Source organism: Parasutterella secunda, assembly GCF_016901835.1.
In the GTDB taxonomy this organism is placed as follows: domain Bacteria; phylum Pseudomonadota; class Gammaproteobacteria; order Burkholderiales; family Burkholderiaceae_F; genus Aphodousia; species Aphodousia faecavium.
The window spans coordinates 70,825-95,714 of record NZ_JACJKX010000001.1; the positions used below are offsets into that span (position 1 = coordinate 70,825).

The window sequence follows — 24,890 nt, forward strand, 5'->3', positions numbered from 1 at the left end:
TGCTTCGATGTATATTTATTTGCTGAACCAAATCATATAAGCATGAATTAGAGCGCCTATTGTCAGTGTCAGCGCAAAGAGAACCTCTAGTTTTACGGTTGCAAACAGAGTGGAATTCAGTTCGTAACCACTTTTTGTCGTTAAATCCAACGGCAATTTCCAGGCTTTTATTAGGGTAATAAAGACCAGTAAATAGGGGTATCGTGTCCAATCCATGACCACAATACAAAGAATAAGGGCGTAGGGCGTAAAGAGCATAAGCCGATACGCAGCGATTGTCAGAGACCTTCCCAATACAACAGCCATGGTATAGCGCTTTATTGATTCATCGTGTTCACGGTCCCTGAAATTATTGACGCATAAAACAGCCGCAGCAATTAGACCTAGAGCACAACCGACAATCAAAATATTGACTGAAATATCCTGCACCTGAAGATAATATGTACCGGATGTAGCAACTAATCCGAAGAAAATAAAGACCACTATTTCGCCATAGGGGGAGTAGGCAATAGGTCTAGGTCCTCCCATGTAGAGATAAGCGGCTGCAATAGAAGCTAAGGTAATGAATAGAAAAAACCAGTGTGTGAGATAGATGAAGTAAAGAGTTATGGCTATTCCGATAACCGCAGCAACACGAATGCCTAGCTCAACTTCTTTTATGCTCAGTAAACCTAAGGATGTTGCACGAGGCAACCCCTTTCGGTTAGATCGCTCGGCTTTTCTTTTAGTGTAACCGGCATCATTTTCCATATTGGTAATGGCTTGCATAACAATCGCTAACAAGCCGGTCAAAATGGCAGTGACGGGGGCAATAAAGCCGGTATCGGACAAACAAACCGCCAACGAAGCAAGAACAGGGGCAACAGCGACCCCAAAAGTCTTTGGACGAATAGCCAGCAACCAGGCACCGACAGAATGCGCAGCTACATTTTCCGGATTCATTACAGTACAACCTTGACCATCGGATGATGCGTTAAAGCCATATAAATCGAGTCCAGTTGCTCCCGACTGGTAGCGTGTACAACAACGTGTAATGCTTCGTATCGACCTTGCTTACTCGGTCGCCTGGCAATGGTTTCAGGATTAAAAAGCGGGTCGAACTCTTTAACGAGTTCACCGACGGTTTTAGCAAACTCCGGGTCTGAAAATCCCATTACTTTGATGGGGAAATCACAAGGAAACTGCAGTAATTCTTTTTCTTGATTTGTCATATCGTTATTGTATTCCGAAGATAGCTTTGAGACGTTGAAATTGACGGCGCCAGAAGTTGGATTTCTGAACATCATGCAATGCAACCAATTCACTCTTGGCAACGACTTTTTCATTAAAAGAAATGGTTATCTCACCAATTTTTTCCCCCTCTTTAATGGGGGCAACCAAAGGATCCAATCGAGTCACCTTGGCTGAAAATCCCTTAATACCCTTTTGCAAAATAGCATCTCGCGGTAAAGTGACATAGACATTTTCTCTGACGCCTACTCGAACTTTTCCGTCATCGGTCAGTTCTACAGGGATTCGGTCAATCGTCTCCCAGGCCGGATAAAGTAATAAAGTTTTGTAATTATCTGCTCCCCAATTCACTAATTTCATGGTGTCATCAGTATTTTGCCGGGATGTTTCAGCATTCATGACAACAGCTAACAGTTCTCTGGAAAAACGAGTGTCGGCTTCGAGATAGTCACGGGAATAATAAATGACACTATTCCAATTTTTCATTTGAAAATTGGAACGGTGTAATCCTCTTATAGAATCTGTACGCCACAAAAATATATTGCTGTTATTGTGATCCAGCACGCCATTGTTGATGGTTTGAATGGTCCACATCTCATTTAATTGAGGACAATCGTTTAATAACGCATTAGCCAAAATCAGTGTGTCACGAGCGGTTGTGTACTGATTTTTGTCTTGAGTGCCGATCAAAGAGACGTAATGAGTATTGTTCATGCCAAGATTTTTGGCATTTTCATTCATTTTTGCGACAAATTGATCAATAGTTTTATAGGTACCTTCTGCAAGCGCAACTGCAGCGTCATTAGCTCCCATCACGGCGATAGCTTTTTGCAAATCTTCTACTCGAACTTTTTGATTAGGTTCAAGATAAAATCTTGCTGCGTTAAGTGGAGGGATAGATAAAGCATCATTGTTGACAGTGACGGATGTTCCTCTGTCAATCACTTTGTCTGCAATAGCTTTTTCGGCTGTGTAGAGCACCATCAACAAAACGCTGTTGCCGGGATTAAGGCGAGTGTCCGCATTTTTGTTGGCAAGTGTCGTGTTGGTTAACCGATCAACAAGAATCCATGATTGGGATTGAAGTTGTGGAGATGAAGCTGCGGAGGCAGTGTTTATAAAACCAAACGCAATACAAAGTAAAATCAGCAGCTGTTTTATCATTCTGTGCAATATCATAAGGGCTTATCAGAAAAAGCAGACTTCATTCTAGAGTAAGCGAATAATTTTAAAGGCTTTTTTAAAAAAAGTTACGACTCTTTGTAGAATTTTTCAGAAAATTTGAGAGAGCAGGAAAAATATGACTATTTCAGATCCCATTTCATACGAGTGTGTCAGTGAAACCGGGTCCACCAATTCTGATCTTTTAGAGAGAATCAGAAAAGAAGGGCTTTCTCACACAGTGGTTCTGAGAGCCCTCCGACAAACTCAAGGCAGAGGGACGAGAGGACGAACCTGGAGCGGGAATGTAGATTGCCTGATGTTTTCCGTGGCGATTCCGATCGGAAATAATCTTCAAATAATGTCAGGTATTACCTTGGCTATTGGCGCTCATGTCGTGCTGGCTTTAAGAAAAAGAGGAATCAACGCTGAAGTTAAATGGCCCAATGACATTTTGCTAAACGGGAAAAAATTAGCCGGTATTCTGGTCGAAAGTGCTAAGGGACCGAATCATCAGTACTCATTAGTGATCGGGATAGGTTTTAACTTAAAAACACAAAATTGTTCCTCTGACTATGGTCATGCAAGTTTGTCAGACGTTGGGTTGCCTACAATGGATTTTGATGCCCAATACTGGTTATCTATTTTGGTCGATGGCATATTGGAATCTGTCCGTGAAGTGAACAATTGCGGCTTAGGACCGACAGTGGCACTCTGGGATAAAATTATGGCTTATAAAAATCAAGTGGTTTTGATTTTTGAGGAAGAAGAAGCCCCCTATGAGGCTACTTTGGTGGGAATTGATTCAAAGGGACATCTTTTAGTCCGCAGCGATAACGGGATAAAGACATTGATTTCCGGAACCATCAGTCTTCGATTAAAGAAATGAATTTATTAATTGATTTAGGAAATACTGCGCTGAAATGGGCAACTTCGGATGATCCCGAATCCCCTCATACCATTGTGCATGGGGGGTCTCATCACTTTTTTGAAAAATTACGCAATGCGTTGAAAGAAAAACCCTTTGCACACGTTTACGGCTGTTACGTGACTTCCAGAGATTTAACGCTGTCGGTAACCAGACTGATCGAGTCTTTCGGAATAAAAGTGACTTGGTTAAAAGCCCAAGATTGTTTTAACGGTCCATTTTCCCTAGTGAATTCTTATAAAACGCCTGTGCAATTGGGGTCTGACCGTTGGCATGCCGCTATTGGAGCCATCAGTTTTTTACCTTCTCAACCTCTGTTAGTTGTTCATGTAGGGACCGCAACGACTGTTGATTGCGTTTTTCCGAAAGACGGGAAGATGATTTTTGCAGGCGGACGCATTGCGCCCGGTGTAGTCTTGATGCGGGACAGTTTGGTGACGGGGACGGCGACATTGCCTAAAGCCGATGGTGATTATGAAGATTTTCCAACCGATACCATGACTGCAATCGTGACCGGAATTGTTGATTCACAATTAGGTTTGATAGAAAGAGGGATGCGGGTGATGCAGTCACATGGTTTTGAACCCACTCTGGTACTGGCCGGTGGAGCGGCAAGCCGTTTTGCCCCTTATTTAAAAAAAGAATTTCCTAAAAGTATCGTCAAACACAATTTGGTTTTGAGGGGTTTGGCTTTGCGGGCGGAAAGCGAGATGCTGGCATGAGAAATTTTGCAATTATTTTGTGTTTAATTTGTGCCGGCATTTATGGCTGGGATGCATTTGAAAAATGGTTGGACATGTCCGATGAAGCGTCTTTAAGCTCAGGGGGTGTTTCTCATAAACAGCCGGAAGTTTTTCCTTCGGCTATGAAAAATATTGTCCCGATTCACGATGTGAATCAATATATTGCTCGTGAAAAAGCCTTATCGGAGCAAAAATTTCAAAGGCAAGAACAACTTCGACAGGCTTTGTTGGAACAACAGCAAAAGCAACAGGAGCAAGAAAAAGCTGCTCGCTCATCTGTACCGCCCATTCCGATTCCTAATCAGGAGAACGTCGACTTAAGAACTGAACCGCAATCATTTTGCTTTAAGGTCGGACCTGTTTCTACAGCAAAATTACCATCGATAAATCGTTCGATAGAGCGGGCCGGGTTATTAGAAGCTGTTCGGGTGGAGTCTATTTTGTCGGCGGATTCTTTTGTCGTATTTATTATTCCGACTTCGACACAAAAAGGTGCTCAGGCTTTGGCCCAACAGATGAAAAAAAAGGGTTTCCAGAATGCTTCGGTAATTACCAAGGGACCTTTGCTCAACGCCGTGCAACTGGGAGAGTTTTCTAATGAAGAGCAGGCTCAGTTTTTTTTTGAGCAAGCTAAAGCCCGCCTGAATATGAGTGACTTACGTGTCACACGAATGATCGGACAACCGACTGAACAAGTAAACCTGATTTTTTCCTCATTAACCGATTCGCAGGTTCAAGCTTTAAGAAGGGTTTGCAGTGAAAACCGACAAACCCTTCAATCCTGCGAGTTTTAGGATAGTCCTTGCAACACTACAGCCAATTGCTCCGCGGTGTGCTGTGCCAGTGTGTGCAGTTGTTGCAATCTGCTATCGGAGACCTCACGCTGTTTAGGCCCCCAAATTGATTCGGGAAAATGGGAATCATCCTGATATCGAGCAATGAGATGCCAGTGTAAGTGGGGAACCATGTTGCCGAACTGTGCCCAGTTCATTTTGTCGGGTTTCATTTGTTCACGAACGACCTTTTCAACTATCAATAAGACCCACAGAAGTAATTGCTGATCTTTTTCAGACAGATCGGACATCTCAGCCACATGTTCATTCCATATCACACGGAAATAACCCGGAAAGTTATGATCATGAACTTGAATGACCCGCAGTTTTTCATTTTTCCAAATAACGTTCTCGTTTTCAGGATGACATAAAACGCAGTTCACGATAATCTCCTTAGTGGATAGGCCGATAGTAAGAGCCGGATTGAATAGTGTCTCCCTCAATCAGTTCCACACCGCCAGCTCCATCATCGACCAGACGGTAATCCCATTTTTTTCGTCCGCTCGAATCTTCAAGCCAAACCGCCACAGGCCAATCCAGTTCATCTAAATTACTGTTGATATAGTCTTTTGCCTCTAAAACGGTTGCGAAGTTTTCAACAAAATCTCCGTAATCCACGATCACCTCAGTGACCACATCCCGTCTCATAACTATTCTCCACAACTGCGATGAATGGCATCGGCCATCACGGCGGTCAACTTCTTCGTATATTCAATATCGAGAGACTCGTTGGGAGCGTGAGCGTTTGATTGAGGACCTAATACGCCGGTTAAAACAAAGGCTCCTTCAGGGAACAGCTCTTCAAAAGTATTGATAATGGGAATGGAGCCGCCCTGTCCCAGGAATACGGCTTCCTTGCCGAAAATAGCTCGGGCCGATTCATTAAATTGGTTTTCGACTTCCTTGGCGTTATCTTTTGCTGTCCATCCAGGGTGATTTTCCGGATATTGCCAGGTGACTTGGCAACCATAAGGAATATTGCGGGTCAGCGCATGAGCAATATCTTTTTCAGCTGCCGAGAAGTCAATGTCCGGGGGTAATCTCATGGAAACTCGGAGGGCGACAGAGCTTTGAATGACGTTACCGGCATCTTCAATTCTGGGTAATCCGTCCATGCCCGTGATGGTAAGAGCCGGTTTCCAGGTTTCCTGAACTAAAATTTCATGGTTTGTAGTGCATTTTGTATGGACACCTGGCAACAAAGGTGCATGATTCCAAACTAAATCCCCTAAGACATCGGCTGCTCTTTTGAGCTGGTCAATACGTCGTTGGGGAATATCGGCATAACAGGACGAAATTTTCACAAACCCTGAGATCGGATCATGCAAGCGGGCAACAAGAGCCTGAGCAATCGCAAAGGGATCAGGAACCATACCTGAGTACGTTCCCGAATGTACGCCGTAATGCATACTTTGTACCCGTAATGTGCCTGAAATGACGCCGCGTACAGACGTACTCAACCAAACATGTTCGTAATCACCGCAATGATTATCGAGAATGATAAAAAATTTAGGTTTACCGAAACGGTCTTTCAGTTTCTTTAGGAAATAAGGCAAGTCATTGGAGCCGGACTCTTCCTGAGTTTCAAAAATACCCACTATGCGAGGATGAGAAAGATTGAGCGCTTTCAAACCATACACGCAAGTAATCATTGAAAATAGGCTATAACCGTCATCGGCTGCGCCTCGACCATACAATTTTCCGTTTTCCACAACCGGGGTCCAAGGTCCCAAGCCTTCTCTCCAACCGCCGGCTTCCGGTTGCTTATCCAAATGACCGTAAAAAACTACGGTTTCGGATTGATTCTGAACAGTTCCAGGGATATCCACTAACAGACAAGGAGTTTTTCCCTCTTCTCGAATGATTTCTGTTTGAGCCTGAGGTAAAACCTTCTTGATCCATTCTTGTCCGAGCTCACAACACTCATCTAAAAAACCGTGTTCTTTCCAGAGTCGGTCATAGGCTGTAGATTTTGCAGGGATACGGATATAGCGCATGAGAGCCGGTTGAGCTTCGGACTCCCAAAATTGATTGATGACTTCTTGTAATTGCATTTTCAACTTCCTAAGGAATTTGAACAGGGACTAGTTTTTTACCGAGTCTATTACCCAAAGCAGAGGCCTGTTGTAAAGCTTCGTCTTTAGAAGCATACTGACCTACCGTCACCCTGTAGAGGTTACCATCCGGGTAGATAACAGTCGGCAGATTAAGTTGCGTCTGAACCGTTTGGGCGTAATTTCGAGCATTGGCTTCCGAGCCAAATGCTCCGAGTTGAATACACCATTGAGTGGCCGAAGAAGAGGAGGCAACATCAGTATTGATCAGATCGACTTCGGTGCTGACCATTTCGTTTTTGGCAGCTTCGGTTAAGTTTACGGCTCCTGCCAGATCATCGGGAACATCATCCAGTCTGAAAGAGGTAGCCGGGGAAGACTCGACCACAATTGTGTTGGGCTGAATCGATTTTTGAGTGTTTTGAGGCAGTTGCGACGGGTTTTGACTTTGGTTTTGGTTTATTGTCTTGGCAACATTGGCTGCAACACCGATCACACTGGCGATAGCGGCAATGTCAGCACTGTTATCACTGACTTTGCTGTCATCAATAAGTTTGATCAATCCGCCGGAAGAGGCAGGAATGCGCCCGTTTTTAATATCAGCCATTCGAATACGCTCGACCTTCACGGGAGCGGTTCCGTTTTTTACGTAACCTAATTTGCTGGCTGCTGCGTAGGAAAGATCGATGATACGATCGTCCACAAACGGGCCTCGGTCATTGACTCTGACAATGACGCTCTTACCGTTTTTAAGATTGGTCACCTTGGCGTAACTTGGCAACTCCATGGTTTTATGAGCGGCTGTCATGGCGTACATATTGTAGATTTCACCGGTTGAAGTTTTTCGACCATGAAATTTTTTCCCGTACCAGGAGGCCGTTCCTCTTTCAGTCATAGGTTTGTCGCCGGTTACCGGAACGTAACGCCTTCCACCGATTACATAAGGTTTGTTGGCTCCGCTGTGCGGTTTTTCATATTTTGGAACAGCGTCAGGCAAATGACTGTAATTTGAATCAGCAAAAAATCCGGACGGAGGCCCATCGTCTTGATAATAACCCCCGCTTGAACAGGATGATAAGGCGAGAACAGAGGCAATAACTGCCAGTCCTGTAAACAGTGGAAACTTAGCCATAACTTTGGAAAATCAGGATAGTGGATTGATTATTGCCCAAGTTTTTCTTAAAAGCAAAGCCGGAAACACGGTGATACCTTAATTTTTTGAAGGTTGATTCGGATGAAAAATGAAACTCAAAGTCATTTAAAAAGGTTGGAAAATCATTAAAATTGACCAGTTAGCCATCTATTCGGTCTACTGAGAACTGAGGGTGGTTTGTTTTATGACAAGAGCGGGACCGTTCCCGTTCATACTGGAATTATCTATGACTTTGGCTCTTGAAGACATTCGTCGAATTGCCAACCTCGGTCACCTTGAACTCAATGACCAAGAGGCAGAGCGCATGCAAGGCGAATTGAACAATATTTTCAAAATGATTGAACGCATTCAGGCTGTGGATACCGAAGGGGTAGAACCGATGCCTCATCCTCACGATGGCTCTCAACGTCTGCGTGACGATATTGTGCGAGAAGTCAACGATCGTGAAAACAACATGAAAAATGCCCCTGAACAAGCAGAGGGTCATTTCTTGGTTCCGCAGGTGATTGAATAATGGCAAACGAACTTTTTCACGCTTCTGTCGTCGAGCTCAGCGACAAGCTTGCCCGTAAGGAAGTCTCGGCAGTTGAATTGGCCCAAGTCTATCTGGACCGTATTGAGCAAAACAAAGATCTGAATGCTTTTCTGGATGTTCGTCCTGAAGTGACATTGGAGCAGGCCCGTCAGGCCGATAAGCGCATTGCAAACGCAACCGCAGGCCGTTTGACCGGTATTCCAATTGCACATAAGGACCTTTTTGTGACCAAGCAATGGGCAACAACAGCAGCCAGTAAGATGCTTGAGGGCTACATGAGTCCCTTTGATGCTACTGTTGTCGAAAATTTAGATCGTGCCGGTATGGTTTGCCTGGGTAAGCTCAATTGTGATGAGTTTGCAATGGGGAGCGGAAACGAAAATTCCGCCTTCGGTAATGTGTTGAATCCTTGGAACAAAGATTGTGTACCGGGTGGTTCTTCCGGTGGCTCCTCAAGTTGTGTGGCAGCCAGCCTGGCGCCGGTAGCAACGGGTACCGATACCGGCGGCTCTATTCGTGAACCGGCAGTCTTTACCGGTGTAACGGGGTTAAAGCCGACTTATGGTCGCCCCAGCCGTTATGGTGTTATTGCCTTTGCTTCCAGTCTTGATACTCCGGGGCTTCTGGCTCGCTCTGCTGAGGATTGCGCTTGGGTTCTCAATGAAATGATTGAGTTTGACCCGAAAGATTCAACTTGCGTTGATTTACCCAAGGAAGATTTCACGCGTTGCCTTGGCATGAGTATGGACGGCGTGAAAATCGGCGTGCCCCGTAAGTGGTTTGCCGAAGGGTTGGACGAGGAGCTTGCTGCCAGTATCGAAGAGGCCATTCAGACTTACGAGAAAATGGGAGCCAAAATCGTTGACATTGAGTTGCCGACGGTTGATTTAGGCGTGCCCGTTTACTACGTTGTGGCCTGTGCCGAAGCTTCCTCCAACCTGAGCCGCTATGACGGAGTGCGATACGGTTACCGTGCCAAACACTACAGCGACATTCAGGACATGATCAAACGCAGTCGTTCGGAGGCTTTAGGTCCGGAACCTCAGCGTCGTATTATGATCGGTACCTATGTGCTTTCTCACGGCTACTACGATGCCTATTACATCAAGGCGCAACGTGTTCGTCGCTTGATTGCCAACGAGCTCAATGGTGTTTGCAAGGAAGTTGACGCCATCATCAGTCCGGCAGCAACCGGTCCTGCCTATCATTTCGGAGAAAAGAGTAATCCGGTTCAGGCCTATTTAAGTGACCTTTATACCATCCCGGTTTCGTTGGCGGGTCTGCCCGGTATCGGCATGCCCTGTGGTATTCACTCCAGTGGTCTGCCTCTCGGTTTTCAGTTGGTGAGTGCTCGTTTTAATGAAGCTAAGCTTTTAGGTATCGCTCATCGTTATCAGTGTGAAACGGATTGGCATAAGCGTATTCCGGCCGGTTACTGATAGGGGAAGAATTATGCAATGGGAAGTAGTGATCGGTCTTGAGACGCACGTACAGCTTTCTACCAAGACCAAAATTTTTTCAGCGGCTTCAACTGATTTTGGTGCCGAACCCAACACTCACGCATGTGTGGTGGACTTGGCTTTACCCGGTACGTTGCCGGTGTTGAATAAAGGGGCTGTGGAAAAGGCCATGAAGTTCGGCTTGGCCATTGGTGCTAAGGTTGCCCCTCGCTCTATTTTTGACCGTAAAAATTATTTCTATCCTGATTTACCGAAAGGGTATCAAATCAGTCAGTTTGAGTGGCCTATCGTGATCGGCGGTCAGGTTTCTTTTATGGTGACGCCCAAAAAGGGTGAGCCGTACATGAAAACACTGAATCTGACGCGTGCACACTTGGAAGAAGATGCCGGCAAGAGTGTTCACGGTTTGGAAGTGGGACAAAGCGGGATTGACTTAAACCGTGCAGGTACGCCGTTACTTGAAATTGTGACCGAACCGGAGTTGCGCTCTGCAGAAGAAGCCGTCGCTTACGCACGTACTTTACATGCTCTGGTCGTATGGCTTGGTATCAGTCATGGGGATATGCAAAACGGTAATTTCCGCTGTGATGCCAACGTCAGTGTTCGCCCTGTCGGGCAGAAGGAATTCGGAACACGCTGTGAAATTAAAAATTTAAACTCTTTCCGTTTCCTGCAAGAGGCCATCGAGTATGAAGTTCGTCGTCAGATTGAATTGATTGAAGACGGCGGAAAAGTTGTTCAGGCAACGCGTTTATATGATCCTGATACAGGAGAAACGCGTCAGATGCGATCTAAGGAAGATTCGATGGATTACCGTTACTTCCCGGATCCCGATCTTTTGCCGTTGGATATTTCCGAGCAGTGGCTTGAAGAAGTTCGTTCGAGCATGCCTGAGTTGCCCGATCAGATGCGAGCTCGTCTGATAAAAGACTTCGGTTTATCGGAATACGATGCTTCAATTCTGACAGCTTCTAAGGAAGTGGCAGATTACTACTTGGCTGTTGCCGATAAGGTCAGCGATAAGAAGATTGCTGCCAACTGGGTGATGGGTGAAGTTTCGGCTGCTTTGAACCAAAAAGACATGAGCATTGAAACTTTGCCGGTGACAGCAGAAAAATTAGCTGCTTTGATTAATCGTGTTTTGGATAACACGATTAACAACAGAGGGGCAAAGAAGATTTTTGCTGCCATTTTGGAAGGCAATGCCGCCAGTGTGGATGACTTGATTGATCAGTTAGGTTTGAAACAAATCTCGGATACCGGAGCGATTGAGAAAATTGTCGATGAAGTGATCGCCAATAATCCCAAGAATGTTGAAGAGTTCCGTGCCGGCAAAGAAAAAGCTCTGAATGGTCTGGTCGGACAAGTGATGAAGGCCAGTAAAGGAAAAGCTAATCCGGCTCAAGTCAATCAGCTGCTCAGAAAGAAGTTGGCTTAAAAAAATTCCCCGACTTTTTGAGGGTAGGGGAACATTAAGCCTGAAAACCCAGGCCGTCAGGCGCCGTAACGATTACGATATGCTTGGACGGCCTCTTTGTATGCACGAGCCTCTCTTGCCTTGGGGGTATCTTCATCCATAAAGGCAAGCAAATCTTTGAGGTTGATAATCGAAATGACCGGCATATGGAAAGTGTTGATGACGTCCTGAACGGCAGAAACTTCGGTCATTTGTTCCGCATTGCCGCCTTTTTCCATACGATCTAAAGCAATTAAAACCCCGCTGGCTTGCGCGCCTGCGGCTTGAATTAATTTGACGGATTCACGCACGGAGGTGCCGGCAGAAATCACATCGTCAATCACGATAACCTTACCTTTGAGCGGAGAGCCGATGATCATGCCGCCTTCACCATGATCCTTAGCTTCTTTTCGGTTAAAGGCATAAGGGATGTCGCATCCCATTTCCGCCAATTTGACTGCAACGGCAGCGGCCAAAGGAATGCCTTTATAAGCCGGTCCGAAGATCATATCAAATTCAATTTTTCCCTCTTGGCGGGCGCTCAGAAGTGTTTGGGCGTAAAACTCCGCCAATTTGCCGAGAGTTTTACCGGTATTAAAAAGACCCAGATTAAAGAAGTAGGGCGATAAACGGCCTGCTTTGGTTTTAAATTCTCCGAAACGCAATACGTTAGTATTCAGAGCAAATTCGATAAATTCGTGTTGTAAAGACATAATATGAGTCCGACAAAATTCGTAATGATTCAGGATAATTACCCAAAGAACAAATTTTAACGAGAAAACAAATGTTGCGCATTATTACCTTCAACGCCAATGGGTTGCGCTCGGCAGCCAAAAAGAATTTTTGGTCTTGGTTCGATCAACAACAGGCAGACATTTTATGTGTGCAGGAACTCAAAGGACAGGAGTCTGATTTTACTGACGAGGTTTTGCACCGAGATGGCTATCACCTTTATATGCACACGGCCCAAAAGCGCGGTTACTCGGGCGTAGCACTTTACAGCCGTGTTCAACCGAAATCGGTTCAAATCGGATTCGGTAATGAAGAGTTTGATGCAGAGGGGCGTTACGTCCGGGCAGAATTTGAAGATTACGTGGTTATTTCCGTGTATTTCCCATCAGGAACCAGTTCAGACGATCGACAGGAAGCAAAATTTCGCTTTTTAGATGTATTTAAAACGCATCTCAAAGAAATCAAGGCGTTGAATAAGGATATTGTTTTTTGTGGTGATATCAATATTGCCCATAAAGAAATAGACCTGAAAAATTGGAAAGGTAATCTGACACACTCTGGCTTTTTGCCTGAAGAAAGACAATGGCTGACGGATCTGTTTTCTGATGATTGGGTTGATGTTTTCCGTTATCTTGAACCGACCAAAGAGCAATATACTTGGTGGAGTCAAAGAGGACAGGCGCGAGCTAAAAATGTCGGATGGCGTATTGACTATCAGATCGCAACGCCCGGATTGGCAAGCAAGGCCTGTCGGACATCTGTATACAGTGAAGAAAAATTCTCCGATCATGCTCCGTTAACAGTGGACTATGAGGTTTAAACCGTGAAGTTGGAACAAGTGTTATTCAGCCAGGGGTTCGGAACACGTCACGAGTGTTACGGCTTAATCGTTCAGGGAAGGGTCGCTATTGAGGGACAGACTTTAACGGATCCTTGGATGGATGTTGACACAAATGCTCTGGAATTTAGCGTTGATGGGGTTAGTTGGCCTTACTTTGAAAAGGCTGTGATTGCATTGAATAAACCGACCGGTTATGAATGTTCCCGAAAGCCGATCCATCATCCGTCAGTCATGTCATTATTGCCTGCACCTTTACGAAATCGTGGAGTGCAACCCGTCGGTCGACTCGATGAAGACACGACGGGGTTGTTGATTCTGACCGATGACGGAGCACTGCTGCACAGGCTCACCCATCCTAAAAAACATGTCGCCAAAATTTATAGAGTGACAGCAAAACACCCGATGGATGAAACAATGTTTCATCAGCTTCTTACCGGAGTTGTGTTGGACGGAGAAAAGGAAAAAGTTGCAGCCGATGCTATCGAACAAAAGAGTGATAGGGTATTTGAGATGAAAATTACCCAGGGTAAATATCACCAGGTTAAACGCATGGTTGCGGCGGTTGGGAATCGGGTGCAAGCATTGCACCGTATCAGTGTCGGTCACTATACACTTTCAGAAGAATTGTCTGAAAAACAATGGTGTTTTATCCGTAAAGAGGATTTGATTTAACCATGTCGACAGAATCTGGCCGCTCATCCTGGTTGTCAGCTTGGCGAATTTATACCCGGGCTCAAACCCTCAGAATGTTTTTTCTCGGGTTTGCCTCCGGATTGCCGCTTCTGCTCGTGTTGGGGACATTGTCGTTTTGGCTTCGAGAGGCGGGGGTTGAACTCAGTACTATCGGAATGGTGACATGGGTAGGGTTGGCTTACGGATTTAAATGGGCCTGGGCACCTCTTGTTGATCGATTGAAACTACCGATCCTGACAGCTTATTTCGGGCGCAGACGAGCGTGGTTACTATTTTCTCAACTGTCGGTAACGATATGTCTGGTCGCCATGGGTTTGACAGACCCGCAGCAAAATCTGATGTTGATGATTGTGTTTACGACATTGACCGCTTTCTTTTCTGCGACTCAAGACATTGCGTTGGATGCTTATCGAATTGAAAGTGCTCAATTGTCTGAACAGGCGGCTTTAGCGGCTATGTATCAAACCGGTTACCGTTTGGCGATGATATGGGCCGGTGCCGGGGCATTGGCATTGGCGGCCTTTTTTACCTCAACCGACTCACAGTATGACCCCTTAGCGTGGCAGTGGGCTTACATGGTGATGGCTTCGAGTATGGTTGTCGGTCTGGTAACTGTCTTGCTTTCACCCGAACCCACCCGAGAGGTCAGCCGCCATACAACAGATTTGACAGTCACTCGTCTGCAGCACTGCAAACAAGCGCATCCGGACTGGCCAGAGCGTAAAACTCGTCTGGCTGTTTGGTTTTATGAAGCCGCCTGTTTGCCATTCATTGATTTTTTCACTCGCTATCATTGGCATGCGGCCGTGATTTTGGCATTGGTGGCGACTTATCGAATTTCTGATGTTGTGATGGGAGTAATGGCCAATCCGTTTTATCAGGATCTGGGTTTCAGTAAAGAAGAAGTGGCCGCAGTTTCTAAAGTTTTCGGTGTTGTGATGACATTGTTGGGGGCGTTTATCGGAGGCATGATCAGCACTCGACTTGGCGTTATGAAAACACTGTTTTTAGGCGGATTGCTGTCTGCGATCACGAATCTGTTGTTTTCTTGGTTGGCAACTCAGGGACATCACCTGCCTTACCTGATGATAACGGTCAGTGCTGATAATTTAGCGGCAGGCATCGCCTCGGTGGCTTTTTTAGCCTACCTTGCAGGCTTGACCAACACGGCTTACACGGCCACTCAATATGCCCTTTTCAGTTCCGTGATGTTGCTGTTGCCGAAATTTTTAGCCGGATTTTCCGGTTTTGTCGTTGAAAGCATCGGCTACAGTCTGTTTTTCGTTTCCACAGCACTGATCGGGGTACCGGTCTTAGTCCTGGTAGCCTGGGCAGCCTACCTGGAACACCGACGAAATATTAATGGCGTCGACGACTCGAGCGATTAATACCTTGTCCTTGCTTTTTATCGTCCGAAAATCCTCGAGTAACCGAAGCAATCTGTTTGATGCAGATTGCAATATCTTCAATAGCATCATCAAGATTTTCAAGAGGCGACTCTGACAGCAGCTCATCTCTGACCGAGGCAAAGTCTCCGATTTCTTCTTCAGGAAGATGGCGCCATACGCCAACCAGTGCGGAAGTTACTTCCGGGTTGTCGGAATCAAGCAAACCGCTCCACTTCTGAGCTGCAGTTAAGAAGCCGGAAGCAAACGGTTGTAACGCAACAATCTCATCTTCGCCGGTTAAAGGCTCTCCGTTATCATCTTCCGGGTCGAACACAATGGGATCGATGGGTTGTCGTTGTGCTAAGCGATGATTAATTTCGCGATAGCGTCTGTAGAGCAATTCCTCCAGTCTGGTTTGAAGAGGTTCTTTCAAAACAGAAGGTTTGGCAGTAGGGGCACAGAAAATCAACGGCATCCACTCTGTGGGGGGTACCTCTTGAGGAAGTAAGCACAAAGCTGTCAGAAAGCCATCGGCTTGAGAAGCGTCCATGGCCAGACTGTCTTCATCTAATTGAGCCAGTAATTCGTCGAGTTCGACGAATTCGTCATCTTTCAGAGCACGATTTAAAGAGTGAGACGCCATCATTGAAAATCTCATAGCAGTTTTCCTACTGCCGATTATAAAATGACGGATGAATCAAAAAAGAAAGTGAGGGTATTTAGAAATGGCAGTTGTTGTTTTTCGCTCTAAAGTTACCGGCGAAGTCATCATGATGAGAAACCATGTTGAACCGATTTTTAAGCAAGCCGGAATTGTTTTTCATGATAAAGGAGCATTTCTGGCGGAAGATTTGCCGGCAGTCATTCAGTCACTGGAAAAGGTAATTGACGCAGTGGCTCAAAACGAGGTACCGGAAGATGAGGACGAAGCAAAAGAAAAACCCGCCATGCTTGCTGCAGTCGGTATTCGTACGCGGTTCTACTCCCTATTAAAACTTTTGCGAAAAGCAGCCGATAAGGGAGTGAATGTCCACTGGGAACCTTTGTCCTAATTTCTCCAGAATGCTCGGGTAAAGATTACGAAGACCGTAAATAACTCAAGACGGCCGACAAACATACAGAAAGAACCCACCCACAGATGCAAAGGACTGCAGGCAGCGTAGTTACCGGCCGGCCCCACATCCCCTAAGCCGGGACCGGCGTTGGCTATGCAAGCGATGACTGTTGAAAAAGCTTCGGTTAAATCTACACCCGAGAACATAATCAGCATTGTGCACGTGCACACCACTATGATGTGCAAAGCAAAAAATGCCGAAACATTGCCGATAATATTTTCAGGGATAGTGAGTTTGCCTAATCTCAGCGGTAAATAATCTCGAGGTCTTAACAGGGTATGCAGGCACAAAACCGCCTGTTTGATAAAAATTAACAGTCGAAGCATCTTTACACCGCCTCCGGTTGAACCGGAGCAGGATGCAAAAAGGCTGCCGATCAGCAGTAAAAAGCCTATTGATGAAGGCCAAAGCTCGTAATTTTCAGTGGTGTATCCGGTCGTTGAAAATAGAGACGCAACGTTAAACAATGCGTGACGCAGCGTGGTTTCCCAGGAGGGATAGACGTGGTTGACGCTTAAAATACCAAAAACAATGAGAACCCCGGCCAATAGAACCAGGCACCATGCACGTGCTTCAATATCCGTGAAATAGGTTGAAATGGAACGTTGCCGCCAGGCCGTGAAGTGAAGCGAGAAATTAAAGCCTGAAAAAATCATAAAACCGACAGCAACCATTTCAATCGCCGGCGAGTTAAAGTAGCCGATACTTTGATCATAGGGCGTAATTCCGCTCAGGCTCATTGTTGTGAACATAAACATAACGGAATCATCCCAATTCATGCCGGCCCAGTGGTATGCGGCAACGCAAGCGATAGAAGCGAGAATATAAATGACGTAAAGAGCTTTGGCTGTATCGGCAATACGAGGAGTCAATCGGTCATCTTTGAACAGATTGGAATTTTCAACCTTAAAAAGTTGAGCACCCCCGACCCCCAACAGAGGCAGGATGGCTACGGCCAAAACAATGATACCCATACCACCGAGCCAGGATAAGAGACAGCGCCAGTAGTTCAGAGACAGCGGCAGATCGGATAAATTGGTCAGGGCGGTTGCTCCGGTTGTTGTTAAACAGGAAACCGCTTCAAAAAAGATCCGATAGTAGGCAATATCCGGCAGCAATAAGGTCAGTGGAAGAGAGCCGACCAGTGCAGCGGACAGCCATGACAACGTGACAAGAAGAAAGCCGTCTCGAGGTTCTAATTCTCTTTTAAAACGTTTGGTTGAAAAAAGAAGAAATAAACCGATAGTTAGCGTCACAGCAGCAGAAAGTCCGAACTCGGACAAAACGTCCTCTCCGTCCCGATAAGCAATAGCAAGAGGAAGAAGCTGAGCCCCGGCCAAAATGATCAGCAAAGGGCCCAAAGCGTTCAAAACGGGCAGAATCAGTCGTTTTTGAGTTCGGAACATGGTGAGCTCGCTTAGAAGAAGCCGACATCAACCTCGAACAAACGTTCGATACGTTGAATCACTTTCTTGTTCGGAACAAACAATATCAGATGATCATCGTCCATAACCGTGAGGTCGGGTTCGGCCATTAATACATTGGCCTCATCGCCTTGGCCACGAACAATGGCCCCGACGGATACTCCTTTGGGAAAAGCAATTTCGCGCAGCGCTTTTCCGACCACTTTTGAACTTTTTTTCGTACCGTGGGCGATGATTTCCAAAGCTTCGGCTTTATCCTGATAGAGTTCCTGGGCATTGACGACATCACCGTAGCGGATATGTCTGAGTAGTTCACCTAAAGAAGCTTGTGTCGGGGAGACTGTGACATCAACCTCTGTACCTCGGACAAGATCGGAGTAAACCTGATTTTCCAGTAAAACAATGCTTCGCTTAGCGCCGAGCTTTTTAGCCAAGAGCGCAGTCATAACGTTAATTTCATCGTTATTGGATAAGGCTACCACCACATCGGCCTGATCAATGCCTTCTTGCATCAGCGCCAGTGTGTCGTCATGTTTGACCAAAGATACGGAGACTTTGTTACTGCTGAATCGTTTGGAGAGGTCAATTGCGACCTCTTCCTTGCCCTCAAAAATTTTGATTCTGCGTTTGGATCGTGCAGGTTCCAGTTCATCGGTCAGCAACCCGGATAACTCTCCACCGTTAATGAGAACAATGGTTTCGGCTTTTTCAAAAGGATGCAGGTCTTCGATGACCATTTCCGCGCATTCGCTGGAAACGAGGACGGTAATTTCATCATCGGCTTCAATGACGGTGTCGTTTCGGCACTCTAATCTTCTATTGCGCCGATAAATAGAGATAAATCTCATCTTTGCCTCAGGCATCATTCTGAAAGCATCTTCCAAAGTTTTGCCCGTGAGAGGAGCAGAGTCGGTGGAATTGACTGTAAAAAGAGAGAGTTTATTTTCGGCGAAATTCAATACCTGTTGAGCAGCAGGGAAAGTAATTAACTTGGCAAATTGTGTGGCCATTGCCTGCTCAGGCCAGATGACGCTTGTTGCACGAAAGCCTTCATCACCTAAAATGCGGGGATAGTGTCTCAATTCACTGTCACGGACACGGGCAATGCGCATAGGGACATTAAAGATTTGCGCAGCCAATGTGCAGGCAACAAGATTCGTTTCGTCGTTGGCAGTTACGGCAATGAGCAGGTCACTGTCCATAGCCCCAGCACTACTCAGTACAGAGGGAGAGCTGGCATCACCGACGATGCCTCGAAGATCAAAACGCTCCTGCATTTGCTCGATACGATCTGCCGACTCGTCCACGATAGTGATGTCGTTTGCATCACTGACCAGACTCTGCGCTACGGATTGGCCGACCCGGCCTGCTCCCAAAATCAAAATTTTCATAACTCAAGCGTGACTAAGATTCGTCCTTGGACCACTCAATACCGAGTTGGCGTAATTTTCGATACAGATGGGTACGTTCCAATTGAGCTTTGGCAGCCACTCGGGTCATGCTGTAATTTTCCTGCTCGAGAAGATGGGAAAAATAAGCTCGTTCGAATTGGTCCCGCGCTTCGCGCAAGGGTAGGGAGAAATCGATCAATTCGCTCAAGGAGCGGGAAGTGGATTGTTCTTTTTTACTTTTTTCAGCATTATCGGCGCTGCGCTGAACAGCTGCGGCCGTACGCTCCATGGTTTGTTTGGCAGCCAACGCAGCACGTAAAGCTTCTGTCAGTGTCTTGATAGAAGTGGGTTTTTCAAGGAAAGAATAGGCACCGAACTTTGTTGCTTCAACGGCCATATCGATGTTGGCGTGGCCGGACATCATAATAACCGGACAAGGCAGCGGTCCTTGTGAAGCCCATTCTTTGAGCAAAGACATCCCGTCGGTATCGGGCATCCAGATATCAAGCAAAATTACATCGGGAGAGCAAGAATGCAAGGCGCGACGAGCTTCCACGCTATTGGCCGCCACCGTGACGGTATAGCCCTCATCGGAAAGAATCTCACTGAAGAGCTCTCGAATTCCAACTTCGTCATCAACAACAAGAACGTTTGCCATTTAAATCCACAAGTCTGATAAAAAAGTCAGGCAAGATTGACAAAACCAATGGTAACTATAGCACCATTTGGTTTTGGGTCATTCGGGTCTGAACGGTTAGCTAATTTTATCCAACCGCCATGTTCTTCAACAATTTTTTTCACCATAGGTAACCCTAATCCTGTGCCGGTTTCTTTTGTGGTGATATAGGGCTCAAAAGCATGGTTAAGAATCTGTTCACTAAATCCTGGGCCATTGTCCGCCACCGTTAAAATGACGGTTTTCTCTTTTCCTTCACGCTCCAGAGACGTCGACATTTCAATCTGACAATCAGAATCGTTTTTACAAGCCTCTTTTGCATTTGAGAGCAGATTGTGAAGAACTTGCAGCAGCTGGGCTCTATCGGCAGCAAGCAAAGGAAGGTTTTTCTCTAATTTTAAGGAAACAGAGCCACCGGCTTGTCTGTACAGTAACGCAACATCATCGAGCACTTCGTTTAAGTTCAGAGGCTTTAGGGTCGGTTTGGGTAATTTAGCGTAATCACGAAAATCATTGACCATCTGTTTGATAGCAGAGACTTGCTCGACAATCGTATTCGTATAACGATTCAGAAGTACGATGTCATCGTCAGGCAGATGCTTGGACAACTTAATTTGCATACGCTCTGCCGCCAATTGAATCGGAGTGAGCGGATTTTTGATTTCATGAGCCATGCGGCGGGCAACTTCCCCCCAGGCGATAACTCTTTGAGCGGCAACGGCCTGCGTCATATCGTCAATGACCACTAAAAATCCGGGACCGTCATTAAGAGGAACGGAAGAGGTACGGATTAATAGGGTGAGCGGCTCTTTTTTCCCATCAATTGATAAAGAAGCGTCCTCCTGCTTGACTGAACGAGAGCTGTCCGAGAGCATCGGTAAAACGAGTTTTGCAAGCGCTGGGTTGGCTTCTTGGAGCAGGACGCCGATTTGCAAGACACTGTTGCCGATAATTCTGACGGCACCCATATTGGCCGAACGCAGGCGTTTCATATGATCCAGAATGATGATGCCGGTGGAGAGATTTTCCAGAATTCGTTCTCGGAAAATGTTGGATTGTTCCAAACGCTCGCGTCTGCTCTCCAGAGTGTCCATGGCGTCATTGACTTTTCTTACCATGACATTAAATGCGCGGGTTAACTCATTGATTTCGTCAGCGCCGGAGAACTCTTTAATCGGTTGAAAATGTCCGCTGGTCACACGGCGAGTCCCTTCGGCCAACTGTCTGATCGGAGCGGTCATTCGACTGGCAAAGGAAAATGCAGCTAAAACAGCGCAAAGTACGGCCAATAAAAGACTCAGAATCAATGACCAGTGGTAAATGGTTTGTAAACCGCTTCGATTGAAAATGATTTGTTGGTAATCAAGCAGACCGTTTGTTACGGCATTGATGTTGTGAGCAACGCTTTCCGGAATTTCCAGACTGACTTGTAAAAACCATTCGTCTGAGGATGAATGATTATTAATCGGGACAATCGTTCGGATTTTTAGTCTGTTGGATTGCGGAGTGTTGTCTAAGGCACTTTCTTCCAAAGCAGAAAAGTAGCCTTGCTGTCTGACGGTTTGGATATCTCGAGTTGAGACTGTTAGGTCGACCGAGGCCAGAGGAGAGCTTTGCGTGATGATTTGTCCGTTGCCGTCAATTAAAGATAAGACTGCGGAATTGGTCAGATCGCTCATGCGCATGAGTTCATTGCTCATGTCGGAAAAGGCAACGGAGCTGAGTCTGTCTGCAATCGTTCTTGTGGTCACCAACTGATCGTTTTGAATTCGCAGCAGTGAATTCTGAGCCAGAGTAACACCGGCATCCAATGCACGCTCTACTCTTGAGTCGACGCCGGAGTCAAATGCCTGAGAAATTAAGTGTGTTGAAATTGTGTAAATCAGTAACGACGGCAGCAATGCCACAAAAGAGATTGCACAGACCAGCGTTGCCAACGTACGTGATCCGAACTGATGTTGTTTGAATCGCTTAACTAATTTAGAAATTAACGAAATGACAGCAACCAATAACCCCAATGCCACCAATGCATTGATGATGAGCAAGATAGGAAAATAGGGTTCCAGTTTTTGGGAAGTTGTTCCGGCTGAAGTCAGTAAGAACAGCAAAACAACGATGATCGCAAAACCGATACTGGCACCGTATCTCAGACGATATCTCATTGCTTACCGTCCTCTAACGGATGAGTGATGGAACGATCAAAGTCGACAACGTACCAGTCCGATGTCAGATCCCAATCATTTTCACCGATAGTAACCTGCATGGGGAGGGGAAGTTGATTGGTGTCCAAACGTACTCTAACCTCCGCTACGCAGTCTTCAGGATTCTCAATATGAGTGTCTTCAGAGATCCGCCAACCGTGAAGCGACTTCAAAATCGCCAGTGTTTCGGATAAGGAATCAAAAGATTGGGACAGCCCGCCTCTGGAAAGACGGTATTGTCTTGTCAGCGGACTGTAAGAAAGTCGGGTCATTAAAGAGGCCTCAATTAAGGGCTTATTGACCCAATACCAACGTTGTTGTTGGATAGAAAATTCCGTAACAAAGTAAAGCGGAATGCCTCTGTTGAGCGCATCTTGAACACTGCGCGGCAAATCAAACTCTACATTGACATCAAGATACAGGCCTTGAGGAGAGCTGGTACGGACAGATAAGGTACCTGACATGACGGTAATGTCATTTGCCCAGGCAAACGAAACACTTCCTAAGCCTAAGCAAAGGGTGAGCAATAAGTTAAGGAAGTGTTTAACCATACGCATTACTGTTTGTTTCCTTTTACAAGCAGGGCGTAGAAAAATCCGTCATGATTAATCGGTAATCCTTGTACATGTTCGTTTTCCGTGGGAACCAGACGAAGCATCCCGTCGGAACTCAAGGTATTAGTCTTGAGAGACGCTTCCGGATGACGGTCAAGAAAACGCTGAATCTGCATCGGTCCTTCTTCCGGGAAGATGGAACAGACAACGTACAGTAACTGCTTTCCTTGCGGTACTTTTTTCCAAAGTGTCTCTAATAAATGAGCCTGTCGTGATGCTAACACGTCGATATCTTCGGAACGCCGGGACCAAACAATATCCGGGTGGCGACGAACAATGCCCGAGGCCGTACACGGAGCATCCAGAAGAATGGCATCAAATTCGCCCAACTTATCCAATACGGATTCATCACTGGCATCTCCGACCACTATTTTAGCGGTCAACCCTAAGCGTGAGAGAGTTTCATTGATACGTACGGCCCGATCGGGATCAATCTCCATTGCGGTTACATCAAGGCGATGCGTTTCGAGCAGTTGAGCAGTTTTCCCTCCAGGAGCAGCACATGCGTCCAGCACTCGATCACCGTCTTTAAGCTCTAACAGTTCAGTGACTAATTGGCTGCCGGCATCCTGCACCGAACATAGTCCTTCGGAAAATCCAGGAATTTTGTTGACAGGGCAAGGGGGCTCGATCATAACCGCCCAGGTGCCGATCGGTTTGGCTTGAAAACCGTGCTCAGTGAGCGTTTTTAAAAATTCGTCAACCGTTGTTTTAGCCCGATTGATTCTCAAGGTAAGCGGAGGACGCTTATTCTGAGTACTCAGGATACTCTGCCAACTTTTTGGGTAGGAGCGCTTGATTTTAGAAATCCACCAGCCTGGTGCGTTGTACCGGGTTGATAAATTGGTTTTGAATGCAGCAGTCAGTTGCGAACGATTACGCAAAAAATTTCTGAGAACGGCATTGAAAAAACCACTAGACCAAGACAATTCAGGATCAGTCTTAGCGGCTTCAACAGTCTGATTGACAACCGTAAAAGGTTTTTCTTTATCCTCAAGCAGCAGAGCAAGTGCAACACAAAGCAGTGACCGAACTTTTTCCTGAGGTTCTTTTTTGACTAATTTTCTGACGAGATAATCAACCTGAGCTCGATGACGTACCGTCGTATACAGCAAGCTTTGAACGACGGAACGCGCTTCCGGTTGCTCATCAGACGTGCAAAAAGTTAGAGCCTTTTCCAACGAACAGGACTCTGAAACGATTTTCTGCCATCCCGAAGCACTGATGAGCATGGCTTGATTAAGCGGAATACTCATTTGAAAAATTCTCCGGCAGTGACGTTGTAGCCTTGCAAGAAGCTTTGCGCCGGCATTTTAGGTTTGCCCGGTCGTTGAAGAACGGTGGCGCGAATGGCCCCCTGATTGCAGGCAATCACTATTCCGTTTTTGTCAACACTAAGAACTTCTCCGGGTTTGCCGTGACGTTCAGAACATACCTGTGCCTGCCAAATCTTGATGATTGTGCCGTTATGCTCGGCAAAGGAAGAGGGGAATGGGACAAATGCCCGAATTTTTCTTTCTACTTCTGAACAGGATAGGCAGAAGTTAAGATGGCCCTCTTCTTTTGTGACTTTATGGGCATAGGTTACGGCGTCCTCAGGCTGGGGCGTTATTGTAATTTTTTCAGGCTCGGCCAAAAGCTTCACAAGCATTTGTGCCCCGAGTTCGGCGACGCGTTCGGTTAAGGACGTCGTAGTTTCTTCTCCAGTCAGAGGGAAAGATTCCTGCAAAAGCATCGGCCCGGTATCTAGTCCGGCATCCATTTTCATCAGAGTGACCCCGAAATGAGAGTCTCCTGCCTCAATAGCCCGGGTTATCGGAGCTGCCCCTCTCCATCGAGGCAAAAGGCTGGCATGGATATTGATGCATTTGACGGAATTGTCAGGGCCGATACCAAGGGGAATACTCAATACAGATTCAGGCAACAACATCCCGTAGGCTGCAACCACCATAATGTCGGCGTTCATTGACTTTAAAAGCTCAATGGTAGCAAGGGCCTCTTGTGGATTTTTCTTAACCGATAGAGTACGCGGTGTCTCCACACGAAGACTCTTTTGAAGAGCCAACGCTTTCACTGCCGACGGGGTCAACTTCATCCCGCGGCCGCTTGGACGGTCGGGTTGCGACAATACTAAACAGACATCGTGTCCGGCCGCAATAAGCGCCTCAAGGGCGGTGGCGGCAAAAGGGGGTGTTCCAGCAAATATGATTTTCATGTTTTAATTTTAGTGTTTTCACTTTCAGCTGAGATTGATTTGTTAGC

General features: G+C 46.2%; 26 protein-coding genes. 10 read left to right on the top strand and 16 right to left on the bottom strand.

The annotated features are described in order from the left end of the window. Positions 1–15: 15 nt before the first annotated feature. From menA to H5985_RS00375, 3 genes are read right to left on the bottom strand one after another with little or no spacing between them, the layout of a single operon-like run. A complete protein-coding gene (gene menA / locus H5985_RS00365) occupies positions 16–942 on the bottom strand; it encodes a 1,4-dihydroxy-2-naphthoate octaprenyltransferase (RefSeq protein WP_205049331.1) in 927 nt (308 codons plus the stop codon). Then, positions 942–1,211: a YbeD family protein gene (locus H5985_RS00370; protein ID WP_205049332.1), complete on the bottom strand. Its 270-nt coding sequence runs from the start codon at positions 1,209–1,211 to the stop codon at positions 942–944. Before H5985_RS00370 ends, menA begins: the two co-directional genes overlap by 1 nt. Positions 1,212–1,215: 4 nt before the next feature. Next, positions 1,216–2,394: a D-alanyl-D-alanine carboxypeptidase family protein gene (locus H5985_RS00375; RefSeq protein ID WP_205049333.1), complete on the bottom strand. Its 1,179-nt coding sequence runs from the start codon at positions 2,392–2,394 to the stop codon at positions 1,216–1,218. A gap of 136 nt (positions 2,395–2,530) precedes the next feature. Here H5985_RS00375 and H5985_RS00380 point away from each other — a divergent pair, with 136 nt between their 5' ends. The 3 genes from H5985_RS00380 (at position 2,531) to H5985_RS00390 (ending at position 4,856) form a co-directional block, all read left to right on the top strand. After that, positions 2,531–3,280 (top strand): biotin--[acetyl-CoA-carboxylase] ligase, encoded by a 750-nt coding sequence (locus H5985_RS00380; protein ID WP_205049334.1) that lies wholly within the window; start codon positions 2,531–2,533, stop codon positions 3,278–3,280. Then, on the top strand, positions 3,277–4,041 hold the full coding sequence (locus H5985_RS00385; protein WP_205049335.1) for a type III pantothenate kinase: 765 nt from the start codon (positions 3,277–3,279) through the stop codon (positions 4,039–4,041). The genes H5985_RS00380 and H5985_RS00385 overlap by 4 nt, the downstream gene beginning before the upstream one ends. 74 nt (positions 4,042–4,115) lie before the next feature. Next, positions 4,116–4,856, top strand: a complete 741-nt coding sequence (locus tag H5985_RS00390) for an SPOR domain-containing protein (RefSeq protein WP_205049336.1) — start codon at positions 4,116–4,118, stop codon at positions 4,854–4,856. Here H5985_RS00390 and H5985_RS00395 read toward each other — a convergent pair. Genes H5985_RS00395 through H5985_RS09505 form a run of 4 tightly spaced genes read right to left on the bottom strand, consistent with a single transcriptional unit; the run spans position 4,853 to position 8,081 of the window. After that, complete coding sequence (locus H5985_RS00395) at positions 4,853–5,278, bottom strand: HIT family protein (protein ID WP_338124936.1); 426 nt, start codon at positions 5,276–5,278, stop codon at positions 4,853–4,855. The two genes, H5985_RS00390 and H5985_RS00395, sit on opposite strands and share 4 nt — an antisense overlap. 10 nt (positions 5,279–5,288) lie before the next feature. Then, the gene (locus H5985_RS00400) at positions 5,289–5,543 is read right to left on the bottom strand and encodes a hypothetical protein (RefSeq protein ID WP_205049337.1); all 255 of its coding nucleotides are present in this window, start codon (positions 5,541–5,543) and stop codon (positions 5,289–5,291) included. 2 nt (positions 5,544–5,545) lie between these two features. Continuing rightward, positions 5,546–6,949, bottom strand: coding sequence for a M20/M25/M40 family metallo-hydrolase (locus H5985_RS00405; RefSeq protein ID WP_205049338.1), 1,404 nt, complete (start codon positions 6,947–6,949; stop codon positions 5,546–5,548). A gap of 10 nt (positions 6,950–6,959) precedes the next feature. Further along, positions 6,960–8,081: a septal ring lytic transglycosylase RlpA family protein gene (locus H5985_RS09505; RefSeq protein ID WP_205049339.1), complete on the bottom strand. Its 1,122-nt coding sequence runs from the start codon at positions 8,079–8,081 to the stop codon at positions 6,960–6,962. Between the two features lie 247 nt (positions 8,082–8,328). Here H5985_RS09505 and gatC point away from each other — a divergent pair, with 247 nt between their 5' ends. From gatC to gatB, 3 genes are read left to right on the top strand one after another with little or no spacing between them, the layout of a single operon-like run. Beyond that, positions 8,329–8,616, top strand: a complete 288-nt coding sequence (gene gatC, locus H5985_RS00415; protein ID WP_205049340.1) for an Asp-tRNA(Asn)/Glu-tRNA(Gln) amidotransferase subunit GatC — start codon at positions 8,329–8,331, stop codon at positions 8,614–8,616. After that, positions 8,616–10,076 (top strand): Asp-tRNA(Asn)/Glu-tRNA(Gln) amidotransferase subunit GatA, encoded by a 1,461-nt coding sequence (gene gatA / locus H5985_RS00420; RefSeq protein WP_205049341.1) that lies wholly within the window; start codon positions 8,616–8,618, stop codon positions 10,074–10,076. The genes gatC and gatA overlap by 1 nt, the downstream gene beginning before the upstream one ends. Before the next feature lie 13 nt (positions 10,077–10,089). Then, entirely contained in the window at positions 10,090–11,535 is a 1,446-nt protein-coding gene (gene gatB, locus H5985_RS00425) for an Asp-tRNA(Asn)/Glu-tRNA(Gln) amidotransferase subunit GatB (RefSeq protein WP_205049342.1), read from the top strand. A 56-nt stretch (positions 11,536–11,591) separates the two neighbouring features. Here gatB and pyrE read toward each other — a convergent pair whose 3' ends face one another. Beyond that, complete coding sequence (gene pyrE, locus H5985_RS00430) at positions 11,592–12,269, bottom strand: orotate phosphoribosyltransferase (RefSeq protein WP_205049517.1); 678 nt, start codon at positions 12,267–12,269, stop codon at positions 11,592–11,594. A 68-nt stretch (positions 12,270–12,337) separates the two neighbouring features. Here pyrE and H5985_RS00435 point away from each other — a divergent pair, with 68 nt between their 5' ends. From H5985_RS00435 to H5985_RS00445, 3 genes are read left to right on the top strand one after another with little or no spacing between them, the layout of a single operon-like run. Continuing rightward, entirely contained in the window at positions 12,338–13,105 is a 768-nt protein-coding gene (locus tag H5985_RS00435; RefSeq protein WP_205049343.1) for an exodeoxyribonuclease III, read from the top strand. Positions 13,106–13,108: 3 nt separating this feature from the next. Continuing rightward, positions 13,109–13,798, top strand: a complete 690-nt coding sequence (locus H5985_RS00440) for a pseudouridine synthase (RefSeq protein ID WP_205049344.1) — start codon at positions 13,109–13,111, stop codon at positions 13,796–13,798. Between the two features lie 2 nt (positions 13,799–13,800). Continuing rightward, a complete protein-coding gene (locus H5985_RS00445; RefSeq protein WP_205049345.1) occupies positions 13,801–15,207 on the top strand; it encodes an AmpG family muropeptide MFS transporter in 1,407 nt (468 codons plus the stop codon). Here H5985_RS00445 and H5985_RS00450 read toward each other — a convergent pair. Further along, positions 15,179–15,865, bottom strand: coding sequence for a YecA/YgfB family protein (locus tag H5985_RS00450; protein ID WP_205049346.1), 687 nt, complete (start codon positions 15,863–15,865; stop codon positions 15,179–15,181). The two genes, H5985_RS00445 and H5985_RS00450, sit on opposite strands and share 29 nt — an antisense overlap. 67 nt (positions 15,866–15,932) lie before the next feature. Between H5985_RS00450 and H5985_RS00455 the strand changes: the two genes are divergently transcribed. After that, positions 15,933–16,259: a DUF1840 family protein gene (locus H5985_RS00455; protein ID WP_205049347.1), complete on the top strand. Its 327-nt coding sequence runs from the start codon at positions 15,933–15,935 to the stop codon at positions 16,257–16,259. Here H5985_RS00455 and H5985_RS00460 read toward each other — a convergent pair. Genes H5985_RS00460 through fmt form a run of 7 tightly spaced genes read right to left on the bottom strand, consistent with a single transcriptional unit; the run spans position 16,256 to position 24,843 of the window. Then, entirely contained in the window at positions 16,256–17,728 is a 1,473-nt protein-coding gene (locus tag H5985_RS00460) for a TrkH family potassium uptake protein (RefSeq protein ID WP_205049348.1), read from the bottom strand. The two genes, H5985_RS00455 and H5985_RS00460, sit on opposite strands and share 4 nt — an antisense overlap. Before the next feature lie 11 nt (positions 17,729–17,739). After that, positions 17,740–19,137: a Trk system potassium transporter TrkA gene (trkA, locus tag H5985_RS00465; protein WP_205049349.1), complete on the bottom strand. Its 1,398-nt coding sequence runs from the start codon at positions 19,135–19,137 to the stop codon at positions 17,740–17,742. Positions 19,138–19,150: 13 nt separating this feature from the next. Continuing rightward, positions 19,151–19,795: a response regulator gene (locus tag H5985_RS00470; RefSeq protein ID WP_205049350.1), complete on the bottom strand. Its 645-nt coding sequence runs from the start codon at positions 19,793–19,795 to the stop codon at positions 19,151–19,153. A gap of 26 nt (positions 19,796–19,821) precedes the next feature. Continuing rightward, positions 19,822–21,975, bottom strand: coding sequence for an ATP-binding protein (locus H5985_RS00475; RefSeq protein WP_205049351.1), 2,154 nt, complete (start codon positions 21,973–21,975; stop codon positions 19,822–19,824). Next, positions 21,972–22,571, bottom strand: a complete 600-nt coding sequence (locus tag H5985_RS00480) for a DUF4390 domain-containing protein (RefSeq protein WP_205049352.1) — start codon at positions 22,569–22,571, stop codon at positions 21,972–21,974. Before H5985_RS00480 ends, H5985_RS00475 begins: the two co-directional genes overlap by 4 nt. After that, complete coding sequence (rsmB, locus tag H5985_RS00485) at positions 22,571–23,884, bottom strand: 16S rRNA (cytosine(967)-C(5))-methyltransferase RsmB (protein ID WP_205049353.1); 1,314 nt, start codon at positions 23,882–23,884, stop codon at positions 22,571–22,573. Before rsmB ends, H5985_RS00480 begins: the two co-directional genes overlap by 1 nt. Beyond that, positions 23,881–24,843 (bottom strand): methionyl-tRNA formyltransferase, encoded by a 963-nt coding sequence (fmt, locus tag H5985_RS00490; RefSeq protein WP_205049354.1) that lies wholly within the window; start codon positions 24,841–24,843, stop codon positions 23,881–23,883. Before fmt ends, rsmB begins: the two co-directional genes overlap by 4 nt. Positions 24,844–24,890 lie beyond the last annotated feature (47 nt).

Coding starts and splice junctions, on each gene's coding strand:
- rsmB (WP_205049353.1), bottom strand. CDS start 23,884: ATGAGTATTCCGCTTAATCAAGCCATGCTCATCAGTGCTTCGGGATGG.
- H5985_RS00375 (WP_205049333.1), bottom strand. CDS start 2,394: ATGATAAAACAGCTGCTGATTTTACTTTGTATTGCGTTTGGTTTTATA.
- H5985_RS00455 (WP_205049347.1), top strand. CDS start 15,933: ATGGCAGTTGTTGTTTTTCGCTCTAAAGTTACCGGCGAAGTCATCATG.
- trkA (WP_205049349.1), bottom strand. CDS start 19,137: ATGAAAATTTTGATTTTGGGAGCAGGCCGGGTCGGCCAATCCGTAGCG.
- H5985_RS00390 (WP_205049336.1), top strand. CDS start 4,116: ATGTCCGATGAAGCGTCTTTAAGCTCAGGGGGTGTTTCTCATAAACAG.
- fmt (WP_205049354.1), bottom strand. CDS start 24,843: ATGAAAATCATATTTGCTGGAACACCCCCTTTTGCCGCCACCGCCCTT.
- gatA (WP_205049341.1), top strand. CDS start 8,616: ATGGCAAACGAACTTTTTCACGCTTCTGTCGTCGAGCTCAGCGACAAG.
- H5985_RS00405 (WP_205049338.1), bottom strand. CDS start 6,949: ATGCAATTACAAGAAGTCATCAATCAATTTTGGGAGTCCGAAGCTCAA.
- H5985_RS00475 (WP_205049351.1), bottom strand. CDS start 21,975: ATGAGATATCGTCTGAGATACGGTGCCAGTATCGGTTTTGCGATCATC.
- H5985_RS00385 (WP_205049335.1), top strand. CDS start 3,277: ATGAATTTATTAATTGATTTAGGAAATACTGCGCTGAAATGGGCAACT.
- H5985_RS09505 (WP_205049339.1), bottom strand. CDS start 8,081: ATGGCTAAGTTTCCACTGTTTACAGGACTGGCAGTTATTGCCTCTGTT.
- H5985_RS00480 (WP_205049352.1), bottom strand. CDS start 22,571: ATGCGTATGGTTAAACACTTCCTTAACTTATTGCTCACCCTTTGCTTA.
- H5985_RS00435 (WP_205049343.1), top strand. CDS start 12,338: ATGTTGCGCATTATTACCTTCAACGCCAATGGGTTGCGCTCGGCAGCC.
- H5985_RS00380 (WP_205049334.1), top strand. CDS start 2,531: ATGACTATTTCAGATCCCATTTCATACGAGTGTGTCAGTGAAACCGGG.
- H5985_RS00470 (WP_205049350.1), bottom strand. CDS start 19,795: ATGGCAAACGTTCTTGTTGTTGATGACGAAGTTGGAATTCGAGAGCTC.
- menA (WP_205049331.1), bottom strand. CDS start 942: ATGAATCCGGAAAATGTAGCTGCGCATTCTGTCGGTGCCTGGTTGCTG.
- H5985_RS00460 (WP_205049348.1), bottom strand. CDS start 17,728: ATGTTCCGAACTCAAAAACGACTGATTCTGCCCGTTTTGAACGCTTTG.
- gatB (WP_205049342.1), top strand. CDS start 10,090: ATGCAATGGGAAGTAGTGATCGGTCTTGAGACGCACGTACAGCTTTCT.
- H5985_RS00445 (WP_205049345.1), top strand. CDS start 13,801: ATGTCGACAGAATCTGGCCGCTCATCCTGGTTGTCAGCTTGGCGAATT.
- gatC (WP_205049340.1), top strand. CDS start 8,329: ATGACTTTGGCTCTTGAAGACATTCGTCGAATTGCCAACCTCGGTCAC.
- H5985_RS00450 (WP_205049346.1), bottom strand. CDS start 15,865: ATGAGATTTTCAATGATGGCGTCTCACTCTTTAAATCGTGCTCTGAAA.
- H5985_RS00370 (WP_205049332.1), bottom strand. CDS start 1,211: ATGACAAATCAAGAAAAAGAATTACTGCAGTTTCCTTGTGATTTCCCC.
- H5985_RS00400 (WP_205049337.1), bottom strand. CDS start 5,543: ATGAGACGGGATGTGGTCACTGAGGTGATCGTGGATTACGGAGATTTT.